This window comes from Aeribacillus sp. FSL K6-8394 (genome assembly GCF_038008865.1).
Lineage (GTDB): Bacteria > Bacillota > Bacilli > Bacillales > Aeribacillaceae > Aeribacillus > Aeribacillus composti.
In genome coordinates, this window is sequence record NZ_JBBPAA010000001.1 from 1,987,585 (window position 1) to 2,010,370 (window position 22,786).

Genomic DNA, 22,786 nt, shown 5'->3' on the forward strand with positions numbered 1-22,786 from the left:
CGTTCCTCCTAACTCCTTTGATTTAATAAGATACATAAACGTCCTTTAAAAGATCCTCAGCAGACGGAAACGGGCTTTTTTCAGCAAAATGTACCGCCTCCTCAACCGCTTTTGTTACCTGTTGTTCGATATTTAATAATTCTTGTTCGGATATTAATTGATTGGAAAGAATGTAATGGCGGAATTTTGCAATTGCATCATTCTCCTGTAAATGCTTTTGTTTTTCTTCCGCAGATTTGTAAGTCTGGGCGTCACCTTCAAAATGTCCGTAATTCCGATATGTCTTACATTCAATTAATGTCGGGCCCTCTCCATTTCGAGCTCGTGCAACTGCTCTTTCTGCCGCCTCATATACAGCTACCACATCTTTGCCGTCGACCACTTCTCCCGGGATATTATAGGCTTGAGCCCGATCCGCAATGTTTTTACAGCTGGATGCATATTCAAATGGGGTCGCTTCTGCATATCCGTTGTTTTCCGCCACAAAAACAACAGGCAATTTCCATATAGCTGCAAGATTAATACCTTCATGAAATGTTCCATGATTGTTCGCGCCGTCTCCGAAAAAACAAACTGCAACCGCTCCCGACTTCTTCAATTTTGCTGTCAGGCCTGCCCCAACAGCTAGCGGGAACCCCCCGCCGACAATTCCGTTGGCCCCAAGCATTCCTTTTTCAACATCGGCAATATGCATCGATCCTCCTTTTCCGTTGCACAATCCTGTTGCCTTTCCGTAAATTTCAGACATCATTCCGTTCAAATCACAGCCTTTGGCAATGCAATGTCCATGTCCGCGATGCGTACTTGTGATATAATCTTTGTCATCTAAATGCGCGCAAATTCCTACAGCGACCGCTTCCTCGCCAGCATATAAATGGACAAAGCCAGGCAGCACTCCTTTGCTGAAAATTTCATGAACCTTGTCCTCAAACTGGCGAATTTCATGCATTTTCTGAAATATCCATTTTGCTTTTTCTTGTGTAATGGGAGTAGATGTTGATTTGGCAATCGTCATAAAGATAACCTCCTATTTGATTGGCTTCACTTTTTTCATTTGCAACTATCATGCCAATAAAAAAATGCTTACAAATCAACATTCTTTGTAAGCGCTTTATAAAAAATATTTTTTTCATCTCATTTTGTCCTAATTTTTATCGTTTTGTCGCAAATTAGCTCAATTTATATTTTTTTAATTTGCGATACAGTGTACTTCGAGAGATATTTAACGCAGCAGCCGCCTCACCAATATTTCCATTTGTTTTCTTCAACATATTTAGAATGCGTTCTCTTTCTAGCTGATCCCGATACGACAAATTACCTTTATGGAATGTTTCGGAATTTTCCTGTTCTTGCTCCCAAGCAATCAGCATGGATTTCAAGTGGGAAATGGATGGAATACGGTCTCCATATTCCACTCGTATACGCTCGAGCACGTTAAACAGCTCCCTTATATTTCCGGGCCAGTGATAAGCTGAAAACAACTGTATGACATCATCTGGAAAAGAAATGAGCCAATCATTTTTTTGACAATAATACTCAATAAAGAATGGGATATCTTCTTTACGCTCTCTTAATGGCGGAACGTTAAGCGTGCATACATAAATGCGGTAAAATAAATCTTCACGCAGCTTTCCTTCCTTTACTAATTTGTATAAATTGCGATGTGTTGCAGTTATGACTCTTATATCAACAGGAACGGGCTTTTCCCCGCCAATCGGTACAACTTCTTTTTCCTGAAGCACTCTTAAAAGCGCTACTTGCATTTCCGACGGTATTTCGCCGATTTCATCAAGAAAAATGGTTCCGCCGTCAGCCTGAACAAATTTCCCTTTATGTCCCGTCCGTTTGGCTCCTGTAAATGCTCCGTCAACGTAACCAAATAACTCGCTGCCGATCAATTCCTTTGGAATAGCTCCGCAATTTACTGCAACAAACGGCTCATTTTTTCTCACGCTATTTTGATGAATCGAACGAGCAATGAGTTCTTTTCCTGTTCCTGTTTCTCCCATGATACAAACAGTCGACTCCGTTTTTGCAACTTTTTCACAGATCTTCAGAAGATTTTGAAATGATAAGCTTTTTCCAACTACTCCTTCAAAGTGATAAATTGTTGTAGGAAATGGAAAAGCTTCATGATGATTCGTCTTCTGCAGGGTAACTTCATAGCCAATCAAATCATGGTAAATGGAAGAAAAAATAGGAGTCTTCGTTTTGATTCGCCAATTTTTATCACAAATTTCTTCAAGCGGTTGATCCATCATGCTCGCGAAGGAAGAACGTAAACAATGGTTGATCCATACAATCTTCCCTTGATCATCACATATCATTGAAGGGAAATGAGGATTTTTCACTTTCGATGAATATTTAAGCAACTCCAACATATCGTCCTTTTTTCTCATGTGAAATTGTTGTTCAATCGTATACGCTGCAGCGACAACAGTGGCTAAGGCATGGTTGGAAAATTGAGAGCAGTCGATGGGGTAAGATAAGTCGATAATTCCGACAAGTTCTTTTTTTTCGTCATAGATCGGCGTGGCTGAACATACCCACTGCTGAGAAGCAAGAGAGTAATGCTCTAACCCAGTAACCGTAATAGGTTCACGAATCCTCAATGTTGTTCCAATTGCGTTCGTCCCCACCTCATCTTCAGTCCACTTCACCCCCTCAATAAATTTGATTGTTTCTGCCTTGTTCATGGCCTGTTTATGGCCGTTCATATACAAAATGTATCCGTTACTATCAGCGAGAAGAAGAATTGATTTCGTTTCTTGAAACACTTTTTCCAAATGTTCTAATATCGGAGCAGCAATTTGAAGCAATCTTTGATTCTTTTTCCTTCTTTCCGTCAACAGCTGCGAATCGAGCACAATCCTTCCTTTTCCATCGTAAGGATCGACATTTTGTCGGCGGCAAATATACCATGACTCTTCAATTCTTTTATTCATCCTCCCATGATCCAATACTCCCTCCCGAACAAAACGGCGCCAAATTTCGTGTTTCAAAGGATCAACGATACTCATTTTTCTCCTCCTTCCCACATTTTCCACCAATATGAACATTCGACTTTTTATGCAAAATTCCTTTTAAAATACGCTAATCGTTGAATTAAAGCTTTTACTGTTGAACAGTTTTTTATTTTAGATAGCGACTTGTCTGGAAAAGTTTTTTAGATAAACGCTTCATAGGTCATCGTGAAAATGAAAACGATCCAAGCGACAGCCATGGAACTTTTCATTGTCAAAATCAGATTATTATGATGCGGTGAAAACAATGAAACGTTGTGTTGACCAAACATTGATTAAATGATTTTTCGTCATAATCAAATATATGAAACTGAAAAACTGAAATTCTGGAAGTATCTTAACATTTGCATTTCGAGGATGTTAGTCATTCAATATTTTCATGCAGTAAAACGTATAGGCGTATCTAGCGAGCAATATTGACATACAATTTTCACCTTTAAGTTCTAGTAACAGGAAAAAACTATTGAAGTTGATTTTCATTCTCAATATAATTGAGAATGAAAATCATTAATTTGAGGGGTTGTTGTTGATCGCATGAAGCGCTATAAATTGCCTGTCATATTATTTTTATCAAGCAGTTTGTTGTTTAGCTGTTCCCAATCAAATGAAAGTTCAACAACGGAACCGGCAAAAAAAGAGACAGCGAAAGAAAGCTCCCAAGTTGATTTAAATCAAATATCTACAGATTATCGCACGTTTGCGATCGCTGAAATAGATGAATTTGTTAAAAAGACAGAAGAGTTTGCCAATGCAGTGATCGCTGGGGATGTGGAAAAAGCAAAAGAACTTTATGCGCCGGCTCGCATGCACTATGAGCGTTCTGAACCAATTGCTGAAGCGTTTGCAGAACTCGATCCGAAAATTGACGCTCGTGAAGGTGATGTCCCTGATGCAGAGTGGGGAGGTTATCACCGGATTGAAAAGGGACTCTGGGTTGAAAATACAACGAAAGGCTATGAAAAATATGCTGAGCAGCTTATAAAAGATGTGAAGCTTTTGCGCGCAAAAGTTGAAACTGTTGATGTGACACCCGATCTTTTGATCACCGGCGCAGTCGACCTTTTAAATGAAGTTTCAACATCAAAAGTTACAGGGGAAGAGGATCGTTATTCCCATACAGATTTATACGATTTTGTTGCCAATGTTGAGGGTGCTGAAAAGATTTATGAATTAATGAGCCCTGCCCTTAAGGAAAAGGATGAGGCGCTCGCTAAGGAAATCGAACAGCGGTTTCAAGCAGTTTATGCACTTCTTGACAAATATAAAAAAGGCGACGGGTATATTTCATATACTGATCTGACCAAGGATCAAGTAAAAGAATTGAGCCAATCGATCAATGAACTGGCAGAGCCTCTTTCTAAACTAGGGGTTGTACTGGAGGGATAACCAATGTCTGAACCTGATAAAAAAGAAACGACATCTGTCTTTAACAAGAACGTATCAAGACGAGATGTGTTGAAGGCTGCGGGCATCGGAGGAGTCGGCGTGCTAATCGGTGCATCCGGCATTGGTGGAGCGCTAGCATTGGCTGACGTGTTGCCGACCTCTCAAAAAAAAGAAAATACAAATGCGGTTGTTCCGTTTTACGGAAAACATCAGGCAGGCATTGCAACTGAAGTGCAAAACCACATTTATTTTGCTGCATTTGACGTGACGGCTGAAGGCAGAAACGAGCCTATTCAGCTTTTTAAAGAATGGACGAAGGCTGCCGCAGCTATGACAGAAGGCAAATCGGTTGGAGATCCAGCTAATAATAAATACCTTCCTCCAGATGATACGGGGGAAGCTGCAGGACTTAATGCGTCAAATTTAACCATTACTTTCGGCGTCGGCCCGACGCTTTTTACAAAAAACAACAAGGATAGATTTGGTTTGCAAAAAAAGCAGCCGGATGAACTAAAAGAACTGCCGAAGTTTCCGCTTGATTCATTGGAAGAGCAGTGGACAGGCGGAGATCTTTGTATTCAAGCATGCTCGGATGATTTGCAGGTTGCCTTCCATGCGGTTAGAAATTTAGCGAGAATTGCCCGCGGCAAAGCGGTTCTTCGCTGGGCACAGGCCGGTTTCCAGCGTACAAAGCAAGCGAGTCCGAAAAAGGAAACGCCGCGAAATTTATTTGGCTTTAAGGATGGAACAGTGAATCCAAATGTGAAAAATTCTGCTGAAATGAATCAATACGTTTGGGTGCAGCCCGGTGACGGACCTGATTGGCTCGTGAACGGAACGTATTTAGTAGTAAGGCGGATTCAAATGTTTATCGAAGTTTGGGATCGGACTACTTTAAAGGAACAAGAAAATACGTTTGGCAGATATCGGGATTCAGGTGCATACCTTGGGCAAAAAAATGAGTTCGATCCGCCGGATTTTGAAAAGAAGGATGAAAACGGAGAATACTACATTCCAATGACCGCCCATGTTCGAGTCGCTCACGGTGACGGAAAACAGAAAATTTTGCGCCGTTCTTATTCATATGCGGATGGAATAGATGCAAAAACTGGAACATTTGATGCCGGATTATTGTTTATCAGCTTTCAGCGCAGCATAAGCAAGCAATTTATCCCAATTCAAAAGCGGCTTTCGCAAATGGATGAATTAAACGAATATATCGTCCATCGAGGAAGTGCCGTATTTGCCTGTTTTCCTGGAGTAAAAAAAGGCGGATATATTGGAGAAACGTTATTTTCATAATCCCTTTCTCTCTTTCATAGGAGTTGAAGCTGATGTATAAAAAATTAGGGCTTATTGCCTTCGCAATTCTTTTCACAATGGGTATTTTCTCAAATAAAGCCGTAGCCGCAGAGAACCTTGATGATTTATATGTTTTGATAGGCGATGCCATCATGAAAACAAAGGAAGCGAACTGGGATGTCGTACAGGACAATTTGGAACAATTCTCACAGGCAATGGAACGAAGTAAAAGCTGTTGATAGCAAAAAAACAGCTGAAGTCGATAAACAGTTAAAAAATGCGAAAAACGCCCTGGCTCAATCTGAAAAAGATGCTACGAAAATAAGTGAAAATTTGTCCGCTTTATCAAAAGCGCTTACTTCGTACGAAGAAGAACAAAATCCGACAGATCCGCAAAAAGAAAAAGAAAAGCTAAAACAGATGTATCAATTTATTGATGAAATCGAAAAAATGATTCAAAACAATAATTTTGATCAGGCGGCCATGAAATATCAGCAATTACTTTCCACTTGGACGGCAAACGAGAACATTGTTCGTACCGAAAGCGTTGTTTCGTATGGCGAAATTGAAACACAGCTTGCTTTGTTAAGAATTTCACTGACGCAAACTCCGCCTGATCAAGAGAAGGCTTTAAAGAGCCTCAAGGATCTGACAGCTTCTATTGAAAATTTTTTAAGCGGAAAAAATGCGGGGAAATCCGCTGGAAATGAATACACATTAAGTGATGTAACAGATTTATTGGAAAAAAGCGTACAGTCGCTAAAAGATCATAACCCATCCGAGGCATCAGAACATTTAAACAAAATATTGCTTATATGGCCGGTAGTTGAAGGGGAGGTTCGGACAAAAGACTACTCCCTATACAATCGCATGGAAACTGAAATTCCCTCCGCAATCAGTTTATTGCAGTCTGACAATAAAAACGTAGAAAAAGCTCAAACGATGATTAGTGAATTGTATGATTCCCTTCAGCTCATCGCAGCCAAAACAAGCTATACGTATATAGATGCTATGCTTATTTTACTGCGTGAAGGATTTGAAGCTCTTTTAATCATCGCCGGTTTGCTTTCATTTTTGAAGAAAACGAATCATGCCGACAAACAAGGTTGGATTTGGATCGGCGTTTTATGCGGCATCATTTCTAGTGCTATTCTAGCTGTTGTCATGAACATGTTTTTCTCCAAAATAACTGTTGCCGGAAGCCGCGAATCGATCGAAGGAATCGTCGGCATCACTGCTGTTGTAATGATGCTGACGGTTGGCGCTTGGCTTCACAAAAAGTCAAATATCGCCCACTGGAATCAATATATTAAAGAGCATCTCGGACACGCATTGGCAAAAGGAAGCTTGTTTTCCATGGCCTTGCTAAGTTTTCTCTCAATTTTTCGCGAAGGTGCCGAAACAATTATTTTCTATGCCGGAATGGCTCCGTCGATGGAAATCAGCCAGTTAATTTTAGGAATCGCTATCGCCATGGCGATCTTAGTGATCCTCGGGTTTATTATCATCCGCTTTAGTTCAGCGATTCCCGTCCGGCCGTTCTTTATGGGCGCAACGCTGCTTATTTATGTATTATCATTCAAAATGCTCGGAATCAGTATTCATGCCATGCAGATAGCAAACACGCTGCCAACACATTCATTGCCGAATGTTCCTTATATTGAACCAATCGGTTTCTATCCGACGATTGAAACAGTAGTGCCGCAGCTGCTTCTTATTCTTATCATCATCGGCGTAACAATGTATGTGAAAAAAACGGCTGTAAATGAAAAGGCAGTTGTTGAAAAATAAAGGATCTTAAAAGCTTCAATAAAAAAATGTACTTCGGTGAATACCGCAGTACATTGGCTGAATGCACGAGGTGCTAGTTGAACTTTATTATTGTTCGACTAGCACCTCAATATTTTTCATTATGGAGTTAATTTTAAATCCGCCCAGTGCGGGTGTGCCTCAACTCTACGCTCCATATCACGGAACGCATTGAGTGAACGTCTCAGCTTACTATAAGCGTCGCCGCCTTCACTCCAACCTAAGTAGCCGATCATTCCGTTATAACCGATCTTTTTTAACTGTCCAAGCAACGCAAAATTATCTAACTCCCCAACATCCAAAGGCTCGATTGTTGCCACTCCGCCAAAACCGTGCGGATTGCGGCTGCTGCCGGACATGTTTACTTGTTTTAAGTAAGGAGCTACCGCTTGAATCGTTCCTTTTAGATTTGTTCCATCTGCCGCATACCAATGGTAGCCGCAAAAGACAATTCCAAGATTAGAATGATTCAGGCGTTTGCATAGTCTCACTGCATCTTCATGGCGTTCAATCCAGAAGGATAGATGCGTGTAAAGCAAAATGTTAATATTTCTTCGTTCGGCAATCTTCAATGCTTTTTCCAGCCATTTTACTGCGATGTCGTCCCCTTTTGGATCTGAAGGGCGGATATGCTCTCCGACAGATTGAATCGCCAGCTCAACCGTGCTGCACCCTTCCATAATCTCCAGCATCTTTAAAATGCCTGCATTTCTTGGATGGTCCTCGCCTAGTGAAAGATCTAACACAACGTACACGCCTGCGACGTCCAGCCCATATTTCTCCTTTAACGTTTTTGAGCTTTTCTACATCTCTCCATCGCTCTCCGTGCCAGACGGATAAATGGGTTGCGTCATAGCCTATTTCCTTTAACATTTCACATCTAGCTTCAAAACTATAAATACCCATTGAATTATAGAAAGCAAAATCCATTGCGTAAAAAGGGTAAGCCATTTTCTAATTTCTCCCTTTCTTTTCCATTGAACGGTACATTACAGTGATTTCAACGCTTCGCTAATTTCTTTATCTCCTGACATTAAATCGAATGCTTTTCTATACGTATTTGGTTCATCAAGAGCTTGAACAATCGTTCTTGCTACATCCTCCCGAGGAATGTAACCAACAGGTAAGTTTTCGGCTGCGGTAACCAGTCCTGTACCTTTTTCATTCTTTAGATAACCAGGACGAATAATCGTATAATTTAGGCCGCTATTCATCAACACACTGTCGGCATAATGTTTGGCTACATAATATGGCTTAAGGTTTTCCGGCCAGTTCTGACGATTATGGGCTTGGAATGAGCTCACGATAACAAAACGTTCAATTCCGATTTTTTCAGCAGCCTCCATGGCTTTTACAGCGCCGTCTAAATCTATCAGCAATGTTTTATCAGCCCCTGTGTGTCCCCCTGAACCAGCTGAAAATACGATCGCATCGCAGCCTTTGGCCGCTTCGGCAATTTCATCGACAGTGCCTTCCAAATCAGCGAGCACCGCTTCAATTCCTTTTTTCTGAAAATCCTCCAATTGCTCTTGCTTTCGAACCATTGCACGAACAGAATGCTGTTCATGCGCATGAAGCATATTTACTACTTGTTGTCCTACTTGCCCGTTGGCTCCAATGACCAAAACTTTCATCATATCCATCCTTTCTCATATTGATGGTTTTTAAATTTTCTTATCATGTTAAAGCAGGGAAATGTGGAAGCACATACTCGCCTAATTCTTCAATCACTTCTTCGACTGGACGCTGTCCATATTTTAAGTTGATGATGACATGGTTCACACCTGCATCCTGTAAAGCTCCAAGAAATTCGATTACGAAATTTCGTCCCGTACGGAATCCAAGATGTATCGGAATTGGTACATGATTTGGATCTTCCGTTAAGTCAATGTAAAGAGATTGGGAAAATGGCTTAAATTCTTCTGTTAGCGAACGCCAATTATCGATTAATGCTTTTTGAAACTTAATTCCACGCGGATAGTATATCCATCCATCACTATGTTCAGCAATCCATTCAGGAGATTGTCCACTTTGACCTGTTACCATTAATGGTATATCTGACAATTTTGGTTTTGGCAGCATATCTCCACTTGTCATATGCACTCGTGTCGTGTTAATCGTCGGAAAATGGTCACGCCAAACCTTTCTTATAGCAGCTACTGATTCTCGGAATAATTCGCTCCGTTCTTCTGGATTCACAGAAAATGCTGGAAACTCGATTGGACGGTCACCAGTTGCGACGCCGAGAATGAGTCTTTCACCAGATAATCTGTCTACAGAAGCTGCCGCTTTTGCCACATGAAGTGGGTGACGCAGCGTTAAAATAATGCTTCCAGTTGCTAAAGCAATCTTATCGGTGTGAGCCGCAACATACCCTAAATACGTAAACGGATCATACATTTGTCCAACATCTCCGAAATTTGGATCGCGCAGCGGCACATCTCTCACAAACAATGAAGCGAAATTCAGCTCTTCTGCTCGTTTTGCCAGCTTCATTTGCTTTTCGATATTCATCTCAGGGACGTCTCCCATATACGATTCAATCGGAAAGAACAGCCCTAAAGTCAGTTTGTTCTCTTGATACATGCGTGAATACCCTTTATGATTCTTAAATTTTTCCATTGTTTTTACCACTCCTAAAGAAAAGGTGGGCCGTATATAAAATATAAAGGAAAGGCCCTGTTTAAAATAATTTGTTTTACAGATATGAACAATATTTATAATTTGTACAAAAACATATATTATATCTGTAACGAACTTTTTATGATGCAGCCGCGGCAATAGCAGCATCGTCTTTTATCACTTTGTCAATAATGGCGCTGCCAAGACAAATCTCACCTTCATAAAATACCGCTACTTGCCCTGGTGTCACAGCCTTAACTGGTTTTTCAAATTCTACAAACACCGTTCCATCCGGACGAATATGGACACGCACCTTTTGATCCTCTTGACGGTAGCGGAATTTAGCTGTACATGCAAACGTACTAAGACGAACATCCCCATTTATCAAGTTCAGGTTAGATGCAATCAGTCCAGTAGAGAACAATGCCGGATGGTCTTTGCCTTGAGCAACAAGTAAAACATTGTTGTCTAAATCTTTATCGACGACATACCAAGGTTCTCCTGTTCCTTTGCCGCCGATGCCAAGCCCTTTTCGTTGGCCGATTGTGTAATACATTAAACCATCATGAGTACCGAGCACTTCTCCATCAAGCGAACGAATTTCTCCAGGCTGTGCCGGCAAAAAATTCTTTAAAAAGTTTTTGAAATTTCGTTCTCCAATAAAACAGATTCCGGTACTATCTTTTTTATTGGCGGTAATAAGGTTCAATTCTTGGGCGATTTTTCGCACCTCACCCTTCGTTAACTCACCCAGCGGGAACAGAACTTTAGACAAATGGTCCGACGTTAGCTGGCTAAGAAAATACGTTTGATCTTTATTCGCATCTTTTCCACGCAGCAAGGTGATTTGGCCATTTTCTCTGTTGATTCTTGCGTAATGACCCGTTGCGATATAATCCGCATCAAGTGAAAGAGCATAGTCAACAAACGCTTTAAATTTAATTTCAGTATTGCATATTACATCTGGATTCGGTGTTCGGCCTCGCTTCAGCTCATCCATGAAATACGTAAATACACGATCCCAATATTCTTTTTCAAAGTTGACGCCATAGTAAGGAATCCCGAGTTGGTTGGCAACTCGTTTAACATCTTCATAATCCTCAGCTGCCGTACATACACCATCATCATTCGTATCATCCCAGTTTTTCATAAATACCCCGATGACGTCGTACCCTTCTTTTTTAAGAAGGTAAGCAGCTACAGAGGAATCCACTCCTCCAGACATTCCGACGACTACTCGTTTTTTCTTCATCATCATTCACCTCCTTAAACTGAAACGTTTTTGATTACAGTTTTATTTAAAAAAAATTTTTGCCGCAACAAACTATTTTGTTTCAGGCATGAAACGAACTTTTTGAGCTATTATTATGAATTTCATTAATGATATCTTGAACCGTCACACCTTTTAAATAGTTTAAAAAATGTTCTTCTGCATTATGAAAAATACGAATGAGTACATCTGACAGATGTTTGCCTATTATACAGTTGTCATTGGAATCGGGACATTTCGGCACAAGCGTTTCCTCACTAGTGATTCTAAAAATTTTGTCTAACGTAATTTGTTCAGGCTGAGCGTTTAACGAAAATCCGCCCTTTGCCCCTTCTTTAGAAGCAATTATATTTTCTTTTCTTAATATGCTTAAAATTTTTCTTAATCTTACTGGGTGGACAGAAACACTTTGAGAAATGTCTTCACTGGTTACTCGCTGATTTTGCTTTTCAGCCAGATACGCAACGCAGTGAACGGCAATCGAAAAATCGCTATTCATATTGAACCTTCCTCCTAAGTGTAATAATAATGATTACAGTTTATATTGTCAACTTAAAATTACTTCTTTTCATCAGCCGCAAATAAAAAAATTCGGATCATTGGCCTAAATTTAGTGTCGAGTAGTAATGATAATAAGCGATATAAAGCTCATTAGAAAAAAACAAAAATTAGCATTTTAATCATGATTCCATTCAACTATATGAGCTGCGATTGCTGAAGCTTTGCCAGAGCATCGATTCATTTCCAAACGATCAAAGTTAGTCATGTACAGTGTTTACATGTAGCGCAACGATTAAAAAATTCTTTGTAAAAAATCTTCACATTGGCAGAAACCTTTTGCTATTTCATTATAGACATGATCGATAGATTTACTATACAATTATCTGCTCATTGTGTCTATATAGACTGACATCAGAGAGCAACCTGCTAGTTAAGAAAGAATACTATCAAAACAAATACTCCTCTTTGAAAAGGTGAATCTCAAAGAGGAGCAGAGAGCTTTCATTTTATTTTTTCCACGCTTATCCAGTTGGCGGTATTTAGAGTTCCATAAGTACGGAAAGTTTTATCTTGCATAAGTCCGAGTAATCTGCTTCCAATCTGGTGCAAAAATTACGGAATTTCCATGCGGTTTTCGCCTAGTTTATACTTTTGCTTGTGCAAACCCCGTCTAAATTTATTGAGACGCTTTCGTTTGAAATAATTTTATTCCTATCCCGAAAATTTAAGTCCATGAAAAAAGCACAAAAAATCCAGGGGGTGTTAACACCAGCAGATTGGTATTTGCTGGAATAAGTCATGTTTATGCACCTGATGGTTACTGTTTCGGTTAACTACGCTGTTTGATTTGACGGCTCTACCATGACCTTAAACCCTAGTGTTTCCAACTTCCGAATCGCTTGTCTGGCGACTTGATGGCGCTTGCGTTCTTCGTAGTAATGTGGACCAAGTTCGATGTAAGTCTGCTTCTTTTTGAGGAGATGGTAGACAATAGTCAGGATGCTATGAGCGACCGCAACCGCTGCACGATTGGCCCCCCGGCGTGCAGCAATACGGTGGTACTGGCTGGATAGATAGGTGTGTTTGGACCTAGCAGCGGCACGGGCGGCTTCCACCAGGGTGCTACGAAGCTTCTGGTTTCCCTTGCGGGTTTTCCCTGACTTTCGTTTTCCGGCACTTTCGTTATTCCCTGGGGCGACTCCTGCCCATGAACACAAGTGAGCTGCCGAAGGAAACTGTGTCATGTCAGGGCCAATCTCAGCCAAAATATGCTCCGCTGTGCGCCGACCAACGCCGGGGATCGTATCTAACCGCTCCAGGTCATCTTCAAAAGGGCGCATCCGCTCCTTGATTTCAGCATCCAGTTCTTCAATCAAGGCATCTAAGTGATCAATATGCTCAAGCTGGGTTTTAAGCATCAGGCGTTGATGAGGGCCGATGAGGCCCTTCAGGGCCTTTTTCAACTCCTCTTTCTTCCGTTTGAGACGGCGCTGAGCCAGTTCGGATAGCACATCGGGGTCAGTTTCACCATTAATTAAAGCCTCGATCATGGCTCGACCCGATTTGCCCAGCACATTGGTCGCCACCGAGGAGAGTTTGATGTTAGCCCCTTCCAGTACCTTCTGGATGCGGTTGATTTCGCGAGCCCGCTCTTCAATCAGGCTGCGACGATAACGGATGAGTTCCCTCAACTCCCGTTGCTGGCGGTCAGGGATGTAACTACCTTGTAGCAATCCATGGCGTAAGAGTCCAGCGATCCACTCGGCATCCTTTACATCTGTTTTGCGACCAGGCACATTTTTGATATGTTTGGCATTGACCACTAAAATCTTGATGTCTTCCATCTCCAACAGGTTATAAATTGGCTTCCAGTAGGAACCTGTACTTTCCATGGCCACGTGAGTGACGCCATGCGCCTTGATCCAGTCTACAAGCATAAGCAAGTCTTCAGTCATGGTAGAAAACGTGCGGATCTCTTGATGATCCGGAGTAATAATACAAGCGACGACGTTCTTCTTATGAACGTCTAATCCACAAACATGAGTATGGATAATGTCCATGTTCGTTCCCCCATGCCTAACATGTAATAAACACAGGCTGGCGGTGCAACGACCATACACGTCATTCTATCCCGCGTGCTTCCCCAGGGAGCAACAGTCTGTGGTGCACCAGGTCGTCGGGGTCTGTCTAATTAACGGGCTCATGGCACCAAGGTAAGACGACCTCGCTGGCCAGCCTAAGATTAAGTATACATGGACGAACTATTTTCATCATCTGCTGGTGCCGCTTTTGCGGCATGGGGGTCTAATCCTATAAAAATAATCCCCGATAATTTGTTTAATAGGTTTGCTATTTTTGTGTTTTCCCTTAGTTTTTCGGTTGCGAATGAAGCAAAATATGCAACGATTAAACACCAAAGAGTGCCTGTAATAATAAACGAAATTCCTAAAATCATAAAGGGAATGGGACCGTAAGGATTGTCTGTCATAATAAATTGCGGGAGAAAAGAAATAAAGAATAACGCCACTTTTGGATTTGTAACATTGGTTATAACTCCCTGCATATAGATCTTTTTGAATTCTAAATGCTGTAATGCTGAAGCTTCAAATGCTAGGGATGAATGTTGAAACAACATTTTTATACCAAGATAAACCAAATAAACAGCACCCATTATTTTAATTGCAGTAAATAATACAATAGATTTTGCTAAAATAATAGACAAACCAAAAGCAGCTAATAAAGTGTGGATGAAAGAGAACCCGTTAAAATTCCAAGTACAGAGTAAATACCTGCTTTTCTGCCTTGTGATATACTTCTGCTAATAATATACATAGTGTCAGTGCCAGGGGTTAAATTCATAAATATGGCCATAAGTAAATAAATTCCGTAACCAGTTATTCCAAACATCTGTACAGCCCCTTTTCCACTTAATTCACTAACAGCCGACGCTCCTCTAATTTTTAATTTTCACTATTTTACCACATGTTTTATCCTTTTTTAGCCATCAAATTTATTTTCTCATGTTCAACTATTTCACAAGGGATACTTTGAGAAATACTTAATCAGATTTTCTAGTGCGGAATCGTGTCAAAAAGGGATTCCTACATTCAGCAGGAATCCTTGATACATCCAATGCCGAACTTAAATTTTAGTACAAGAAGGCGGGGTTATCGCTCTGCCTTTAGCTTCTCCGGACTCCTTACTTTCGTTCCCCCGAGTTCAGCAGAAGTTAAAAGTAGATCTCCATTTTTGATACCGCTTTTACTTTTAATGAAAAAATTATTCTTGAGTTAAATAATTGAAATGTTTATCAGTGATATATGTTAGATCAATTCCAAAATTCATCTTATTTAAAATAGGTTTAATATATTCTATTAAATGTGCACCAGCCTCAAAATGATCAGGAAATTTACTAATATAAAATGAATTGTTATTGTCACAATTTGGCTTATGCTCCACTAATCCTTCAATTACTTCAATAATTCGACCGACAATATTTTCTTCTAATTTTTCCTCTGAAATTATTACAGTGTGGATATAATTCTCCGCGCCTTCAAATGAATTTTCATCCTCTATTTCCTTTAAATTTGGAAAATCATCCAAAACACTTGGTCTTCTGTAATGTGAACTACTCGTCATTGAAATGACGAGCTTCCTGTTCTACGCAACGAACTGTTGTCCGTTAAACGTATACACAGTCGGCGTGTCCAACACCACTACTGATTGAGATAAAGCCTTAATCTCTTTCAGATACTTTTTGCTGATATTGATAGCACCATTCACATCCGCATTGATGGTTGTATGACAGTCGTTACATACATATAACCCTCGATGAATCCGATTACTCGGCTTTGCGTTTTCTTCACAAGGGAACATTTGGCATACTGAACATGCTTGAGAGGTGTATTCTTCGGTTAATAAACGAACATCTATTCCTTGCTCCTGCGCTTTATACCGTATCATTTGAATGATTTTCGCATACGGAAAACCATGCAATTTTTGATTCGTTTTCTTGTTGAATTTCGCTTGTTCTCGTATACCTGTAATGTCACCAATCACAATCGTTTCGACTCCTTGTTGCAGAGCAATATCAATCACTTTTCTTGTCATACAATGCAACATGTGATGCACTTGTTTTCTTTTCTTTTGATAAAGTTGTAACACACGTCTGGAAGGTTTCGGGTATTGTATTCCTTTAGCACATTGTTGAGCGAAACCAATCGCTTGAAAATGGGCGATTTGTTTATGAAAGTAGCGTTCAACGGATAGCCATTGCCTTCCTGAAATGATGTGTGCTTTTCCTTGATAATCATAACAAGTCATCGCATTGGCAATCCCTAAGTCAATCGATAAAAATTTCGTGCTATTCTTTTGTTTCAATGGTACATCTTTGTATTCTTGAATCAGATAAATCGTATATTCTTTTCGACTGATGGGTTTCACTTCCATCAGTTTTATCTTTTCGATTTCGATATGTTTCGGAATCGGGATATAAAGATAACTTTCTTCCAATCCATACGTTTCTTTTAAAAAGGCTTTTTGAGCCTTTGGAATGGGTAAACGAATTTTGGTATTGTTCTCCACCAATTTGAAACTGTTATTTAGAAAACGGACATTAAAGTTTTGATGTTTGAATCGTGGTGGTTGTGGATTATCTATTCCATTGCTTTCCTTTAGTTTGAAAAAAGACACCCACGCTTCTTGCAAGACTTTTAAGACCTCTTGTGCTGATTGAGCAGGTAATTGTTTATACCAAAAATGTGTTTTTAATCGTTTTTTCTGTTCATACCAATTCGGGAACGGTACACCTTGTTCTTTCGACCAATTCCGTTTTTCATAGTTCCCCACATTCCATAACTTACGACTGGCATAACACAAGTGATATAAGATGATTTGATTGGTTCGATTCGCTTTATAGGTGAAATACGATACCTTTTTCATTTAGTCACCACCTTTCTTTTGGTTAGCAATATAGCGTTTTATGACATCCTCACTAATAGAGCCAACGGTTTCAATATAATAACTAGAGTTCCATAATACTCCTTTCCATAATTTTTGTTTGATTTCAGGAAATTGCAGAAAAATTTTTCTCCCTGAAATCCCTTTTAACATTTTGACAATATAAGAAGGTGCTATTTTTGGATGAGCTGATACAAATACATGAATATGATCTTGTTCACCCACCTCTACCATCTGCAACAGAAAACCTTTTTCTTCTGCAATCTCTTTAAAAATTTTCTTGAGATATAACTCAACCTCTTGTGTCAAAACCTTCTTTCGATATTTCACAGACCATACAATATGATAATTAACATTATAAACACAAGTTCTTGCGTGAATTAAATTTGTTTTCTTCATACATATAGTATATCAAAAATATACAAAAAAACCAATTATTTCAATCTTTAATAAACCACATATAGTCTTTATAAAATATAAAAAAAGCGATTCATCTCCCCTTTAAAAAGGGGAAGATTCTCGCTTGTCTATCCTAACTTTGGATTCCTTTTTCATTGAAGTATACTAAAGAATTTAGAATAACTATACTATACTATACTTCATATAAAATTATATCCGTAAGTTAGAGTAAGCTGAATACACTTTGAGATGAATAACTTATACCGAGAAAAAATTTTTTATGGTTTTTCCGCAACTTTGATCGTCTCAGAAATAAGGAATAATGCTCACTGATCTACCTTCCATACATAAAAAAAGTGCACTTCATATCAAGTGCACTCCAACAATTGACATAGAACCTTATTTAAAAGCCATCGCAGCTTTTACAGCTTTTTGCCAGCCTTCATATAATTTGTTACGTTTTTCTTCATTCATAGATGGTTCGAATGTACGGTCAATGTTCCATTGTGTCGCGATCTCTGATTGATCTTTCCAATATCCTACTGCCAAGCCGGCTAAATAAGCCGCTCCAAGAGCAGTAGTTTCATTGACAACAGGACGTTCAACAGGGACACCTAACAAATCGCTCTGGAATTGCATTAGAAAATTATTTTTTACTGCCCCGCCATCTACACGCAAGGTTTTCAAGGAAATACCCGAATCCGCTTCCATAGCAGTCAGCACATCTTTTGTTTGATAGGCAAGGGACTCTAAAGTTGCACGAACAAAGTGTTCTTTTTGCGTTCCCCGTGTCAAACCAAATATAGCTCCTCTAACATCGCTGTCCCAATACGGTGTTCCTAGCCCGACAAACGCCGGTACTACATATACACCGTCTGTGGATTCTACACGTTCTGCATATTGTTCGCTATCAGCAGCATTTTTTAACATACGAAGTCCATCTCTTAACCATTGAATGGCAGATCCTGCAACAAAAATACTTCCTTCTAAAGCATATTCCACTTTTCCGTTTAATCCCCAAGCAATCGTTGTTAATAGTCCGTGGTTAGAAGCAACAGCTTTTTCGCCCGTGTTCATAAGCATAAAGCAGCCCGTACCGTACGTATTTTTCGCCATGCCTTCTTCAAAACAAGCCTGACCGAATAGTGCTGCTTGCTGATCCCCAGCCGCTCCAGAAATCGGAACTTCTTGCCCAAAGAAATGATACGGAACTGTATGTGCATAAATTTCTGAAGATGGACGTACTTCCGGAAGCATGGATTTAGGCACAGTTAAAATTTCTAACAGTTCATCATCCCATTTCAGCTCATGAATATTGAACATTAATGTTCTTGAAGCATTTGAATAATCCGTCACATGCGCCTTTCCACCCGAGAGCTTCCAAATTAACCAAGTATCAATTGTTCCGAATAAAAGCTCTCCTCTTTCCGCTTTTTCTCTAGCCCCTTCAACATGATCTAATATCCATTTGACTTTTGTTCCTGAAAAGTATGCATCAATTAACAGACCTGTCTTTTCACGAAATGTATCATTTAATCCCTTCGCCTTTAACTCCTCACAAATATCTACCGTTTGCCGTGATTGCCAAACAATGGCATTATATACCGGCTGACCTGTGTTTTTATCCCAAACAACCGTTGTTTCGCGTTGGTTCGTAATTCCGATGCCTGCAATTTGCTCAGGTTTTATTCCTGACTCAGACAAGGAAGTGGCGATGACGGATAAGATGGAACCCCAAATTTCATTGGCATTATGCTCTACCCAGCCTGGTTTAGGAAAATATTGCGCAAATTCTTTTTGTGAAATATGAACGATTTCCCCTTTTTTATTAAAAATGATCGCACGTGAACTTGTCGTTCCTTGGTCTAGAGCTAAAACATATGTTTCCATTTTCTTCACCTCATTTTTTTATTAAAATTATAAACTTAAAGTGTTGCTTTCGTTTTCTTATAGACATTCAAGCTTTGTTCTTTATTGCTTACTAGCGCTGCCACAACGATAACTGCTACAACAATTGTGAAAATCCAAAAAGCAGAGGTACTGACTCCTTCAAAAGCCCATTTATAAAATAACGCTCCATACGTTCCCCCAATAATCGGCCCTACAACAGGAATCCAAGCATAACCCCAGTTAGAGCTTCCTTTACCTGGAATCGGCAGAATAAAATGAGCAATTCTCGGACCTAAATCACGGGCAGGATTGATGGCGTAACCCGTAGTTCCGCCTAAGGAGAGACCTATTGCAACGATGAGAAATCCAACGATGAACGGGTTCATTCCTTCTGCAAATTTATTCGCTCCAAGTGCCAACAATCCAAGCAACAAAATGAATGTACCAATGACTTCACTTAAAAGATTCGCTGCAGGATTTTTGATTGCAGGATCTGTTGAGAATACGGCTAATTTTGCACCTTGGTCATCGGTTGCTTTCCAGTGGGGCAAATAGTGCAAATAAACGATCACAGCACCGATAAATGCGCCAATCATTTGGGCAATAATATAGGTCGGTACATCACTCCATGGGAAAGAACCGATTGCAGCTAATCCGATGGTTACAGCCGGATTAAGATGGGCTCCGCTAAATTGACCTACAGCATATGCCGCCATCGCTACGGCAAGACCCCATCCCATCGTAATAACAATCCAGCCTGAATTTTCAGCTTTTGATTTTTTAAGTACAACACCGCCGACAACTCCACCCCCAAAAACAATCAAAATCATGGTGCCAATTAGCTCACCTAAAAATGCAGACATCAAAGTTTCCTCCTTTTTCATATATTTTTTTCTCTTGCGAAAAGACTACAATTTTGGTCAATAAAAAAGATCCGCAGCAAATTCCCCCTTAGTATGCAGGCTGCATACAGGGAATTACTGTGGATCTCCATTTCTCCATCACAAATATTAACTTGATTTCAGATTATTACAAAAAGAAAGCGTTGTCAATCACTTTTTTTGAATTATGATATTATTTGTTTTGAAGTAAGTTAAAGGAAATGGGACCCATGAACCTAATATGAATTTTGCAACAATTCAAAAGCAAAGGCTTGATTACGATTCTTTACCTGATTGGAGAAAAAAATCAATAAACGCTAATGCGTCTTTCTCATCTTCTCCATCAGTCATCACTTTGATCGTCTGTCCCTCCATTATGGCAACGCTCATAAGCTGAAGAATACTTTTCGCGTTAATCCTTCTGTCGCCGATCATTAACTCAACCTTGCTTTTATACTGGTTTACTTTTTTCACAAAATCTGCTGCTGGTCTGGCATGCAGACCATTTTCAATGGTCACTGTAATCTCTTTTTCGATCATTGAGTTCACTCCTAATTTTTCTCGCTAGTCATTGATTTTGACAAGTTCCTTTGCACTCTCGCCAGCTCGAACGACCTCTTCAATCGAGCTTCCCAAACCAGCCTCAACGACCGCTGCATAAGCTCCTTCTACGAGAGGAGCATCGGCTATTATAATGTTTTCATTGTTCTCTAGCATCTCAATAGCCATTTCAGCATTAATGAGTGCACTCCCTAAATCAAACAAAACGACAACGCCTTTCTCAGAATAGACTGATTCAATTGCTTCCTTAATGTCTAATGCATTTGTTCCGATATCTCCTTCAACCCCTCCAGCGATGGCTACAGATACTTCAGGTTGAACTTGATTCAGAAGCTTTTTTAGGCCGCTTACAATTTCATAGCTGTGTGAAATTAAGACAAGACTTACATATTTCATTGGGCCACCTCTCCTTCTTCGAGCAATTCAGCTAAGGAAGCAAACAATAAATACGATGAAGCTGCCCCAGGATCAATATGACCAATAGAACGCTTTCCTAAATAAGCCGCACGGCCTTTCTTTGCCTCAAGCTCTTTTGTGTCGTCCATCTTCTCTTTAGATAAATCAGTAAGCTCTTTAGAATGAATCGTTTCACGATTTTTCATATACTCAATGACTGGCTCCCAAACATCGATCATCGTTTTATCTCCTACTTGTGCCTTTCCCCTAACTTTTAACCCATCCAATGATGCTGCTAATGCCTCAACTAAAGCCTTTATATCAACTTCTTTTTTACCCTTTAAAGCAAGAGAAGCTTTCATGAAAGCTGTTCCATATAACGGACCTGAAGCTCCGCCTACTTTAGCAATTAAAGTCATACCAACATCTTTAAACAAAGAACCAAGATCATCATATTTGCCTTCTGTAATTTTCTTGACGGTTTCCTGAAATCCTCGTGCCATATTTAATCCATGGTCTCCATCGCCAATTGCTTGATCCAGCTCCGTTAAATACTCCTTATTTTCCTGAATTTTATCGTTAAAAGTTATGATCCATTTTTTAGCCTGTTCAACGTCAAATGTCATTGATCATCTCTCCTCATATTCCTTCTATAGACAGACTGCAAGAAAGCGAGATTGCTATTTTTTGAATGCGATTGTATCCGCTTGTGCGTCTAACAACTCAATGAGTTGATCGTCTAATTTTAATAACGAAATAGAGCAGCCAGCCATTTCAAGCGATGTCATAAATTCGCCAACAAACGTTTCATGTATATAAATGTTCTTATCCTTTAGGACCTCAGAGACTTTTTTGTTCATAATATATAATTCCATTAATGGTGTTGCACCTAGACCGTTAATCATGACCGCAACCTTGTCGTTTTCCTCAAGTTTTAAGTCATCTAAAATTTTTTCAAGAAGTATTTGTGCGATTTCATCCGCTGGCTGGATTTGTGTTTTTTCAATGCCAGGTTCTCCGTGAATCCCCATTCCAATTTCGATTTCATTTTCTCCGAGCTCGAAGCCAGGTTTTCCTGCTGCTGGAACAGTGCATGGAGTTAAGGCCATTCCCATTGACCGCACATTTTCCACAACTTTCTTAGCTACTGCTTCTACTTCTTTTAGCGTTGCACCCTTTTCCGCTAATGCACCGGCAATTTTATGAACAAAAACCGTACCTGCTATTCCCCGCCGGCCTGTCGTATATGTACTATCCTCCACAGCTACATCATCATTCACAACCACTTTTGCTACGTTGATTCCTTCTGCTTCAGCCATTTCGGCAGCCATTTCAAAATTCATAATGTCGCCAGTGTAATTTTTAATAATCAATAACACCCCATTTCCGCTATCAACCGCTTGAATCGCCTCAAAAATTTGATCTGGGGTTGGGGAAGTGAACACTTCTCCACATACCGCTCCGTCTAGCATGCCTTTACCTACATAACCAGCATGTGAAGGCTCATGACCGCTTCCTCCACCGCTAACCAAGCCAACTTTTCCTTGAATAGGTGCATCTTTTCTTACGATTACGTTTGTATTTGGCAATCTCTTCATTCGATTAGAATGAGCCGCCACCATCCCTGCTAACATGTCTTCAACTACTTGATTAGGATCATTGATTAATTTTTTCATAGACATACCTCCTCTTAACTTTGCACTTTTTATTAATGCAAAAATGATGCCAACAACGAAAGCGCTTTACGGATGCGTTTTCATATTTTTATGGCGAGTTCATTGGGAAAA

General features: G+C 39.9%; 21 protein-coding genes and 1 pseudogene. 4 read left to right on the plus strand and 18 right to left on the minus strand.

Translation table 11 applies throughout. The features are described 5' to 3' along the window. Positions 1-22: 22 nt before the first annotated feature. On the minus strand, positions 23-1,015 hold the full coding sequence (locus NSR00_RS09405; protein WP_063387224.1) for a thiamine pyrophosphate-dependent dehydrogenase E1 component subunit alpha: 993 nt from the start codon (positions 1,013-1,015) through the stop codon (positions 23-25). Positions 1,016-1,169: 154 nt separating this feature from the next. Further along, positions 1,170-3,020 (minus strand): sigma-54-dependent Fis family transcriptional regulator, encoded by a 1,851-nt coding sequence (locus NSR00_RS09410; RefSeq protein ID WP_340788311.1) that lies wholly within the window; start codon positions 3,018-3,020, stop codon positions 1,170-1,172. Positions 3,021-3,557: 537 nt separating this feature from the next. Here NSR00_RS09410 and efeO point away from each other — a divergent pair. Genes efeO through NSR00_RS09430 form a run of 4 tightly spaced genes read left to right on the plus strand, consistent with a single transcriptional unit; the run spans position 3,558 to position 7,502 of the window. After that, on the plus strand, positions 3,558-4,409 hold the full coding sequence (efeO, locus tag NSR00_RS09415; RefSeq protein WP_340788314.1) for an iron uptake system protein EfeO: 852 nt from the start codon (positions 3,558-3,560) through the stop codon (positions 4,407-4,409). Between the two features lie 3 nt (positions 4,410-4,412). Continuing rightward, positions 4,413-5,711 carry an iron uptake transporter deferrochelatase/peroxidase subunit gene (efeB, locus tag NSR00_RS09420; RefSeq protein WP_340788315.1) on the plus strand — a complete coding sequence of 433 codons (1,299 nt, stop codon included), beginning with the start codon at positions 4,413-4,415 and terminating at the stop codon, positions 5,709-5,711. A 32-nt stretch (positions 5,712-5,743) separates the two neighbouring features. Continuing rightward, positions 5,744-5,950 carry a hypothetical protein gene (locus NSR00_RS09425; RefSeq protein WP_340788316.1) on the plus strand — a complete coding sequence of 69 codons (207 nt, stop codon included), beginning with the start codon at positions 5,744-5,746 and terminating at the stop codon, positions 5,948-5,950. Then, positions 5,889-7,502: an FTR1 family iron permease gene (locus tag NSR00_RS09430; RefSeq protein ID WP_340788317.1), complete on the plus strand. Its 1,614-nt coding sequence runs from the start codon at positions 5,889-5,891 to the stop codon at positions 7,500-7,502. Before NSR00_RS09425 ends, NSR00_RS09430 begins: the two co-directional genes overlap by 62 nt. Positions 7,503-7,621: 119 nt before the next feature. Here NSR00_RS09430 and NSR00_RS09435 read toward each other — a convergent pair whose 3' ends face one another. The 16 genes and pseudogenes from NSR00_RS09435 to dhaK all read right to left on the minus strand — a co-directional run bounded on the left by NSR00_RS09435 (position 7,622) and on the right by dhaK (position 22,675). Continuing rightward, entirely contained in the window at positions 7,622-8,275 is a 654-nt protein-coding gene (locus NSR00_RS09435) for a sugar phosphate isomerase/epimerase family protein (RefSeq protein ID WP_340788320.1), read from the minus strand. 234 nt (positions 8,276-8,509) lie between these two features. Further along, positions 8,510-9,154: an SDR family oxidoreductase gene (locus NSR00_RS09440; RefSeq protein WP_340788322.1), complete on the minus strand. Its 645-nt coding sequence runs from the start codon at positions 9,152-9,154 to the stop codon at positions 8,510-8,512. A 43-nt stretch (positions 9,155-9,197) separates the two neighbouring features. Next, positions 9,198-10,142 carry an LLM class oxidoreductase gene (locus tag NSR00_RS09445; protein WP_340788325.1) on the minus strand — a complete coding sequence of 315 codons (945 nt, stop codon included), beginning with the start codon at positions 10,140-10,142 and terminating at the stop codon, positions 9,198-9,200. Positions 10,143-10,281: 139 nt separating this feature from the next. After that, complete coding sequence (gene mnmA, locus NSR00_RS09450) at positions 10,282-11,394, minus strand: tRNA 2-thiouridine(34) synthase MnmA (RefSeq protein WP_082829590.1); 1,113 nt, start codon at positions 11,392-11,394, stop codon at positions 10,282-10,284. A gap of 82 nt (positions 11,395-11,476) precedes the next feature. Continuing rightward, entirely contained in the window at positions 11,477-11,911 is a 435-nt protein-coding gene (locus NSR00_RS09455; protein WP_063387215.1) for an RrF2 family transcriptional regulator, read from the minus strand. Positions 11,912-12,746: 835 nt separating this feature from the next. After that, positions 12,747-13,973 carry an IS110 family transposase gene (locus NSR00_RS09460; RefSeq protein ID WP_044897903.1) on the minus strand — a complete coding sequence of 409 codons (1,227 nt, stop codon included), beginning with the start codon at positions 13,971-13,973 and terminating at the stop codon, positions 12,747-12,749. A gap of 182 nt (positions 13,974-14,155) precedes the next feature. Then, a pseudogene (locus NSR00_RS09465) lies at positions 14,156-14,820 on the minus strand (LysE family translocator). 372 nt (positions 14,821-15,192) lie between these two features. Next, positions 15,193-15,516, minus strand: coding sequence for a hypothetical protein (locus NSR00_RS09470; protein ID WP_340788329.1), 324 nt, complete (start codon positions 15,514-15,516; stop codon positions 15,193-15,195). A 57-nt stretch (positions 15,517-15,573) separates the two neighbouring features. After that, a complete protein-coding gene (locus NSR00_RS09475) occupies positions 15,574-16,854 on the minus strand; it encodes an RNA-guided endonuclease InsQ/TnpB family protein (protein WP_340786889.1) in 1,281 nt (426 codons plus the stop codon). Continuing rightward, positions 16,855-17,271 carry an IS200/IS605 family transposase gene (gene tnpA, locus NSR00_RS09480; protein ID WP_094246129.1) on the minus strand — a complete coding sequence of 139 codons (417 nt, stop codon included), beginning with the start codon at positions 17,269-17,271 and terminating at the stop codon, positions 16,855-16,857. A gap of 399 nt (positions 17,272-17,670) precedes the next feature. Further along, positions 17,671-19,161, minus strand: a complete 1,491-nt coding sequence (gene glpK, locus NSR00_RS09485; RefSeq protein ID WP_311066448.1) for a glycerol kinase GlpK — start codon at positions 19,159-19,161, stop codon at positions 17,671-17,673. A 35-nt stretch (positions 19,162-19,196) separates the two neighbouring features. Next, positions 19,197-20,024 carry an MIP/aquaporin family protein gene (locus NSR00_RS09490; RefSeq protein WP_340788333.1) on the minus strand — a complete coding sequence of 276 codons (828 nt, stop codon included), beginning with the start codon at positions 20,022-20,024 and terminating at the stop codon, positions 19,197-19,199. 294 nt (positions 20,025-20,318) lie between these two features. Then, positions 20,319-20,582 carry an HPr family phosphocarrier protein gene (locus NSR00_RS09495; RefSeq protein ID WP_066250986.1) on the minus strand — a complete coding sequence of 88 codons (264 nt, stop codon included), beginning with the start codon at positions 20,580-20,582 and terminating at the stop codon, positions 20,319-20,321. 24 nt (positions 20,583-20,606) lie between these two features. Next, positions 20,607-20,999 carry a dihydroxyacetone kinase phosphoryl donor subunit DhaM gene (gene dhaM / locus NSR00_RS09500; RefSeq protein ID WP_063387208.1) on the minus strand — a complete coding sequence of 131 codons (393 nt, stop codon included), beginning with the start codon at positions 20,997-20,999 and terminating at the stop codon, positions 20,607-20,609. After that, entirely contained in the window at positions 20,996-21,625 is a 630-nt protein-coding gene (dhaL, locus tag NSR00_RS09505) for a dihydroxyacetone kinase subunit DhaL (protein ID WP_117017386.1), read from the minus strand. The genes dhaM and dhaL overlap by 4 nt, the downstream gene beginning before the upstream one ends. A gap of 54 nt (positions 21,626-21,679) precedes the next feature. Then, on the minus strand, positions 21,680-22,675 hold the full coding sequence (gene dhaK / locus NSR00_RS09510) for a dihydroxyacetone kinase subunit DhaK (RefSeq protein WP_117017387.1): 996 nt from the start codon (positions 22,673-22,675) through the stop codon (positions 21,680-21,682). Positions 22,676-22,786 lie beyond the last annotated feature (111 nt).

What these genes read in the sequence shown, in the direction of transcription:
- NSR00_RS09405 (WP_063387224.1), bottom strand. Translation starts at nt 1,015, where the DNA reads ATGACGATTGCCAAATCAACATCTACTCCCATTACACAAGAAAAAGCA.
- NSR00_RS09410 (WP_340788311.1), bottom strand. Translation starts at nt 3,020, where the DNA reads ATGAGTATCGTTGATCCTTTGAAACACGAAATTTGGCGCCGTTTTGTT.
- efeO (WP_340788314.1), top strand. Translation starts at nt 3,558, where the DNA reads ATGAAGCGCTATAAATTGCCTGTCATATTATTTTTATCAAGCAGTTTG.
- efeB (WP_340788315.1), top strand. Translation starts at nt 4,413, where the DNA reads ATGTCTGAACCTGATAAAAAAGAAACGACATCTGTCTTTAACAAGAAC.
- NSR00_RS09425 (WP_340788316.1), top strand. Translation starts at nt 5,744, where the DNA reads ATGTATAAAAAATTAGGGCTTATTGCCTTCGCAATTCTTTTCACAATG.
- NSR00_RS09430 (WP_340788317.1), top strand. Translation starts at nt 5,889, where the DNA reads ATGTCGTACAGGACAATTTGGAACAATTCTCACAGGCAATGGAACGAA.
- NSR00_RS09440 (WP_340788322.1), bottom strand. Translation starts at nt 9,154, where the DNA reads ATGAAAGTTTTGGTCATTGGAGCCAACGGGCAAGTAGGACAACAAGTA.
- NSR00_RS09445 (WP_340788325.1), bottom strand. Translation starts at nt 10,142, where the DNA reads ATGGAAAAATTTAAGAATCATAAAGGGTATTCACGCATGTATCAAGAG.
- mnmA (WP_082829590.1), bottom strand. Translation starts at nt 11,394, where the DNA reads ATGAAGAAAAAACGAGTAGTCGTCGGAATGTCTGGAGGAGTGGATTCC.
- NSR00_RS09455 (WP_063387215.1), bottom strand. Translation starts at nt 11,911, where the DNA reads ATGAATAGCGATTTTTCGATTGCCGTTCACTGCGTTGCGTATCTGGCT.
- NSR00_RS09460 (WP_044897903.1), bottom strand. Translation starts at nt 13,973, where the DNA reads ATGGACATTATCCATACTCATGTTTGTGGATTAGACGTTCATAAGAAG.
- NSR00_RS09475 (WP_340786889.1), bottom strand. Translation starts at nt 16,854, where the DNA reads ATGAAAAAGGTATCGTATTTCACCTATAAAGCGAATCGAACCAATCAA.
- tnpA (WP_094246129.1), bottom strand. Translation starts at nt 17,271, where the DNA reads ATGAAGAAAACAAATTTAATTCACGCAAGAACTTGTGTTTATAATGTT.
- glpK (WP_311066448.1), bottom strand. Translation starts at nt 19,161, where the DNA reads ATGGAAACATATGTTTTAGCTCTAGACCAAGGAACGACAAGTTCACGT.
- NSR00_RS09490 (WP_340788333.1), bottom strand. Translation starts at nt 20,024, where the DNA reads ATGTCTGCATTTTTAGGTGAGCTAATTGGCACCATGATTTTGATTGTT.
- NSR00_RS09495 (WP_066250986.1), bottom strand. Translation starts at nt 20,582, where the DNA reads ATGATCGAAAAAGAGATTACAGTGACCATTGAAAATGGTCTGCATGCC.
- dhaM (WP_063387208.1), bottom strand. Translation starts at nt 20,999, where the DNA reads ATGAAATATGTAAGTCTTGTCTTAATTTCACACAGCTATGAAATTGTA.
- dhaL (WP_117017386.1), bottom strand. Translation starts at nt 21,625, where the DNA reads ATGACATTTGACGTTGAACAGGCTAAAAAATGGATCATAACTTTTAAC.
- dhaK (WP_117017387.1), bottom strand. Translation starts at nt 22,675, where the DNA reads ATGAAAAAATTAATCAATGATCCTAATCAAGTAGTTGAAGACATGTTA.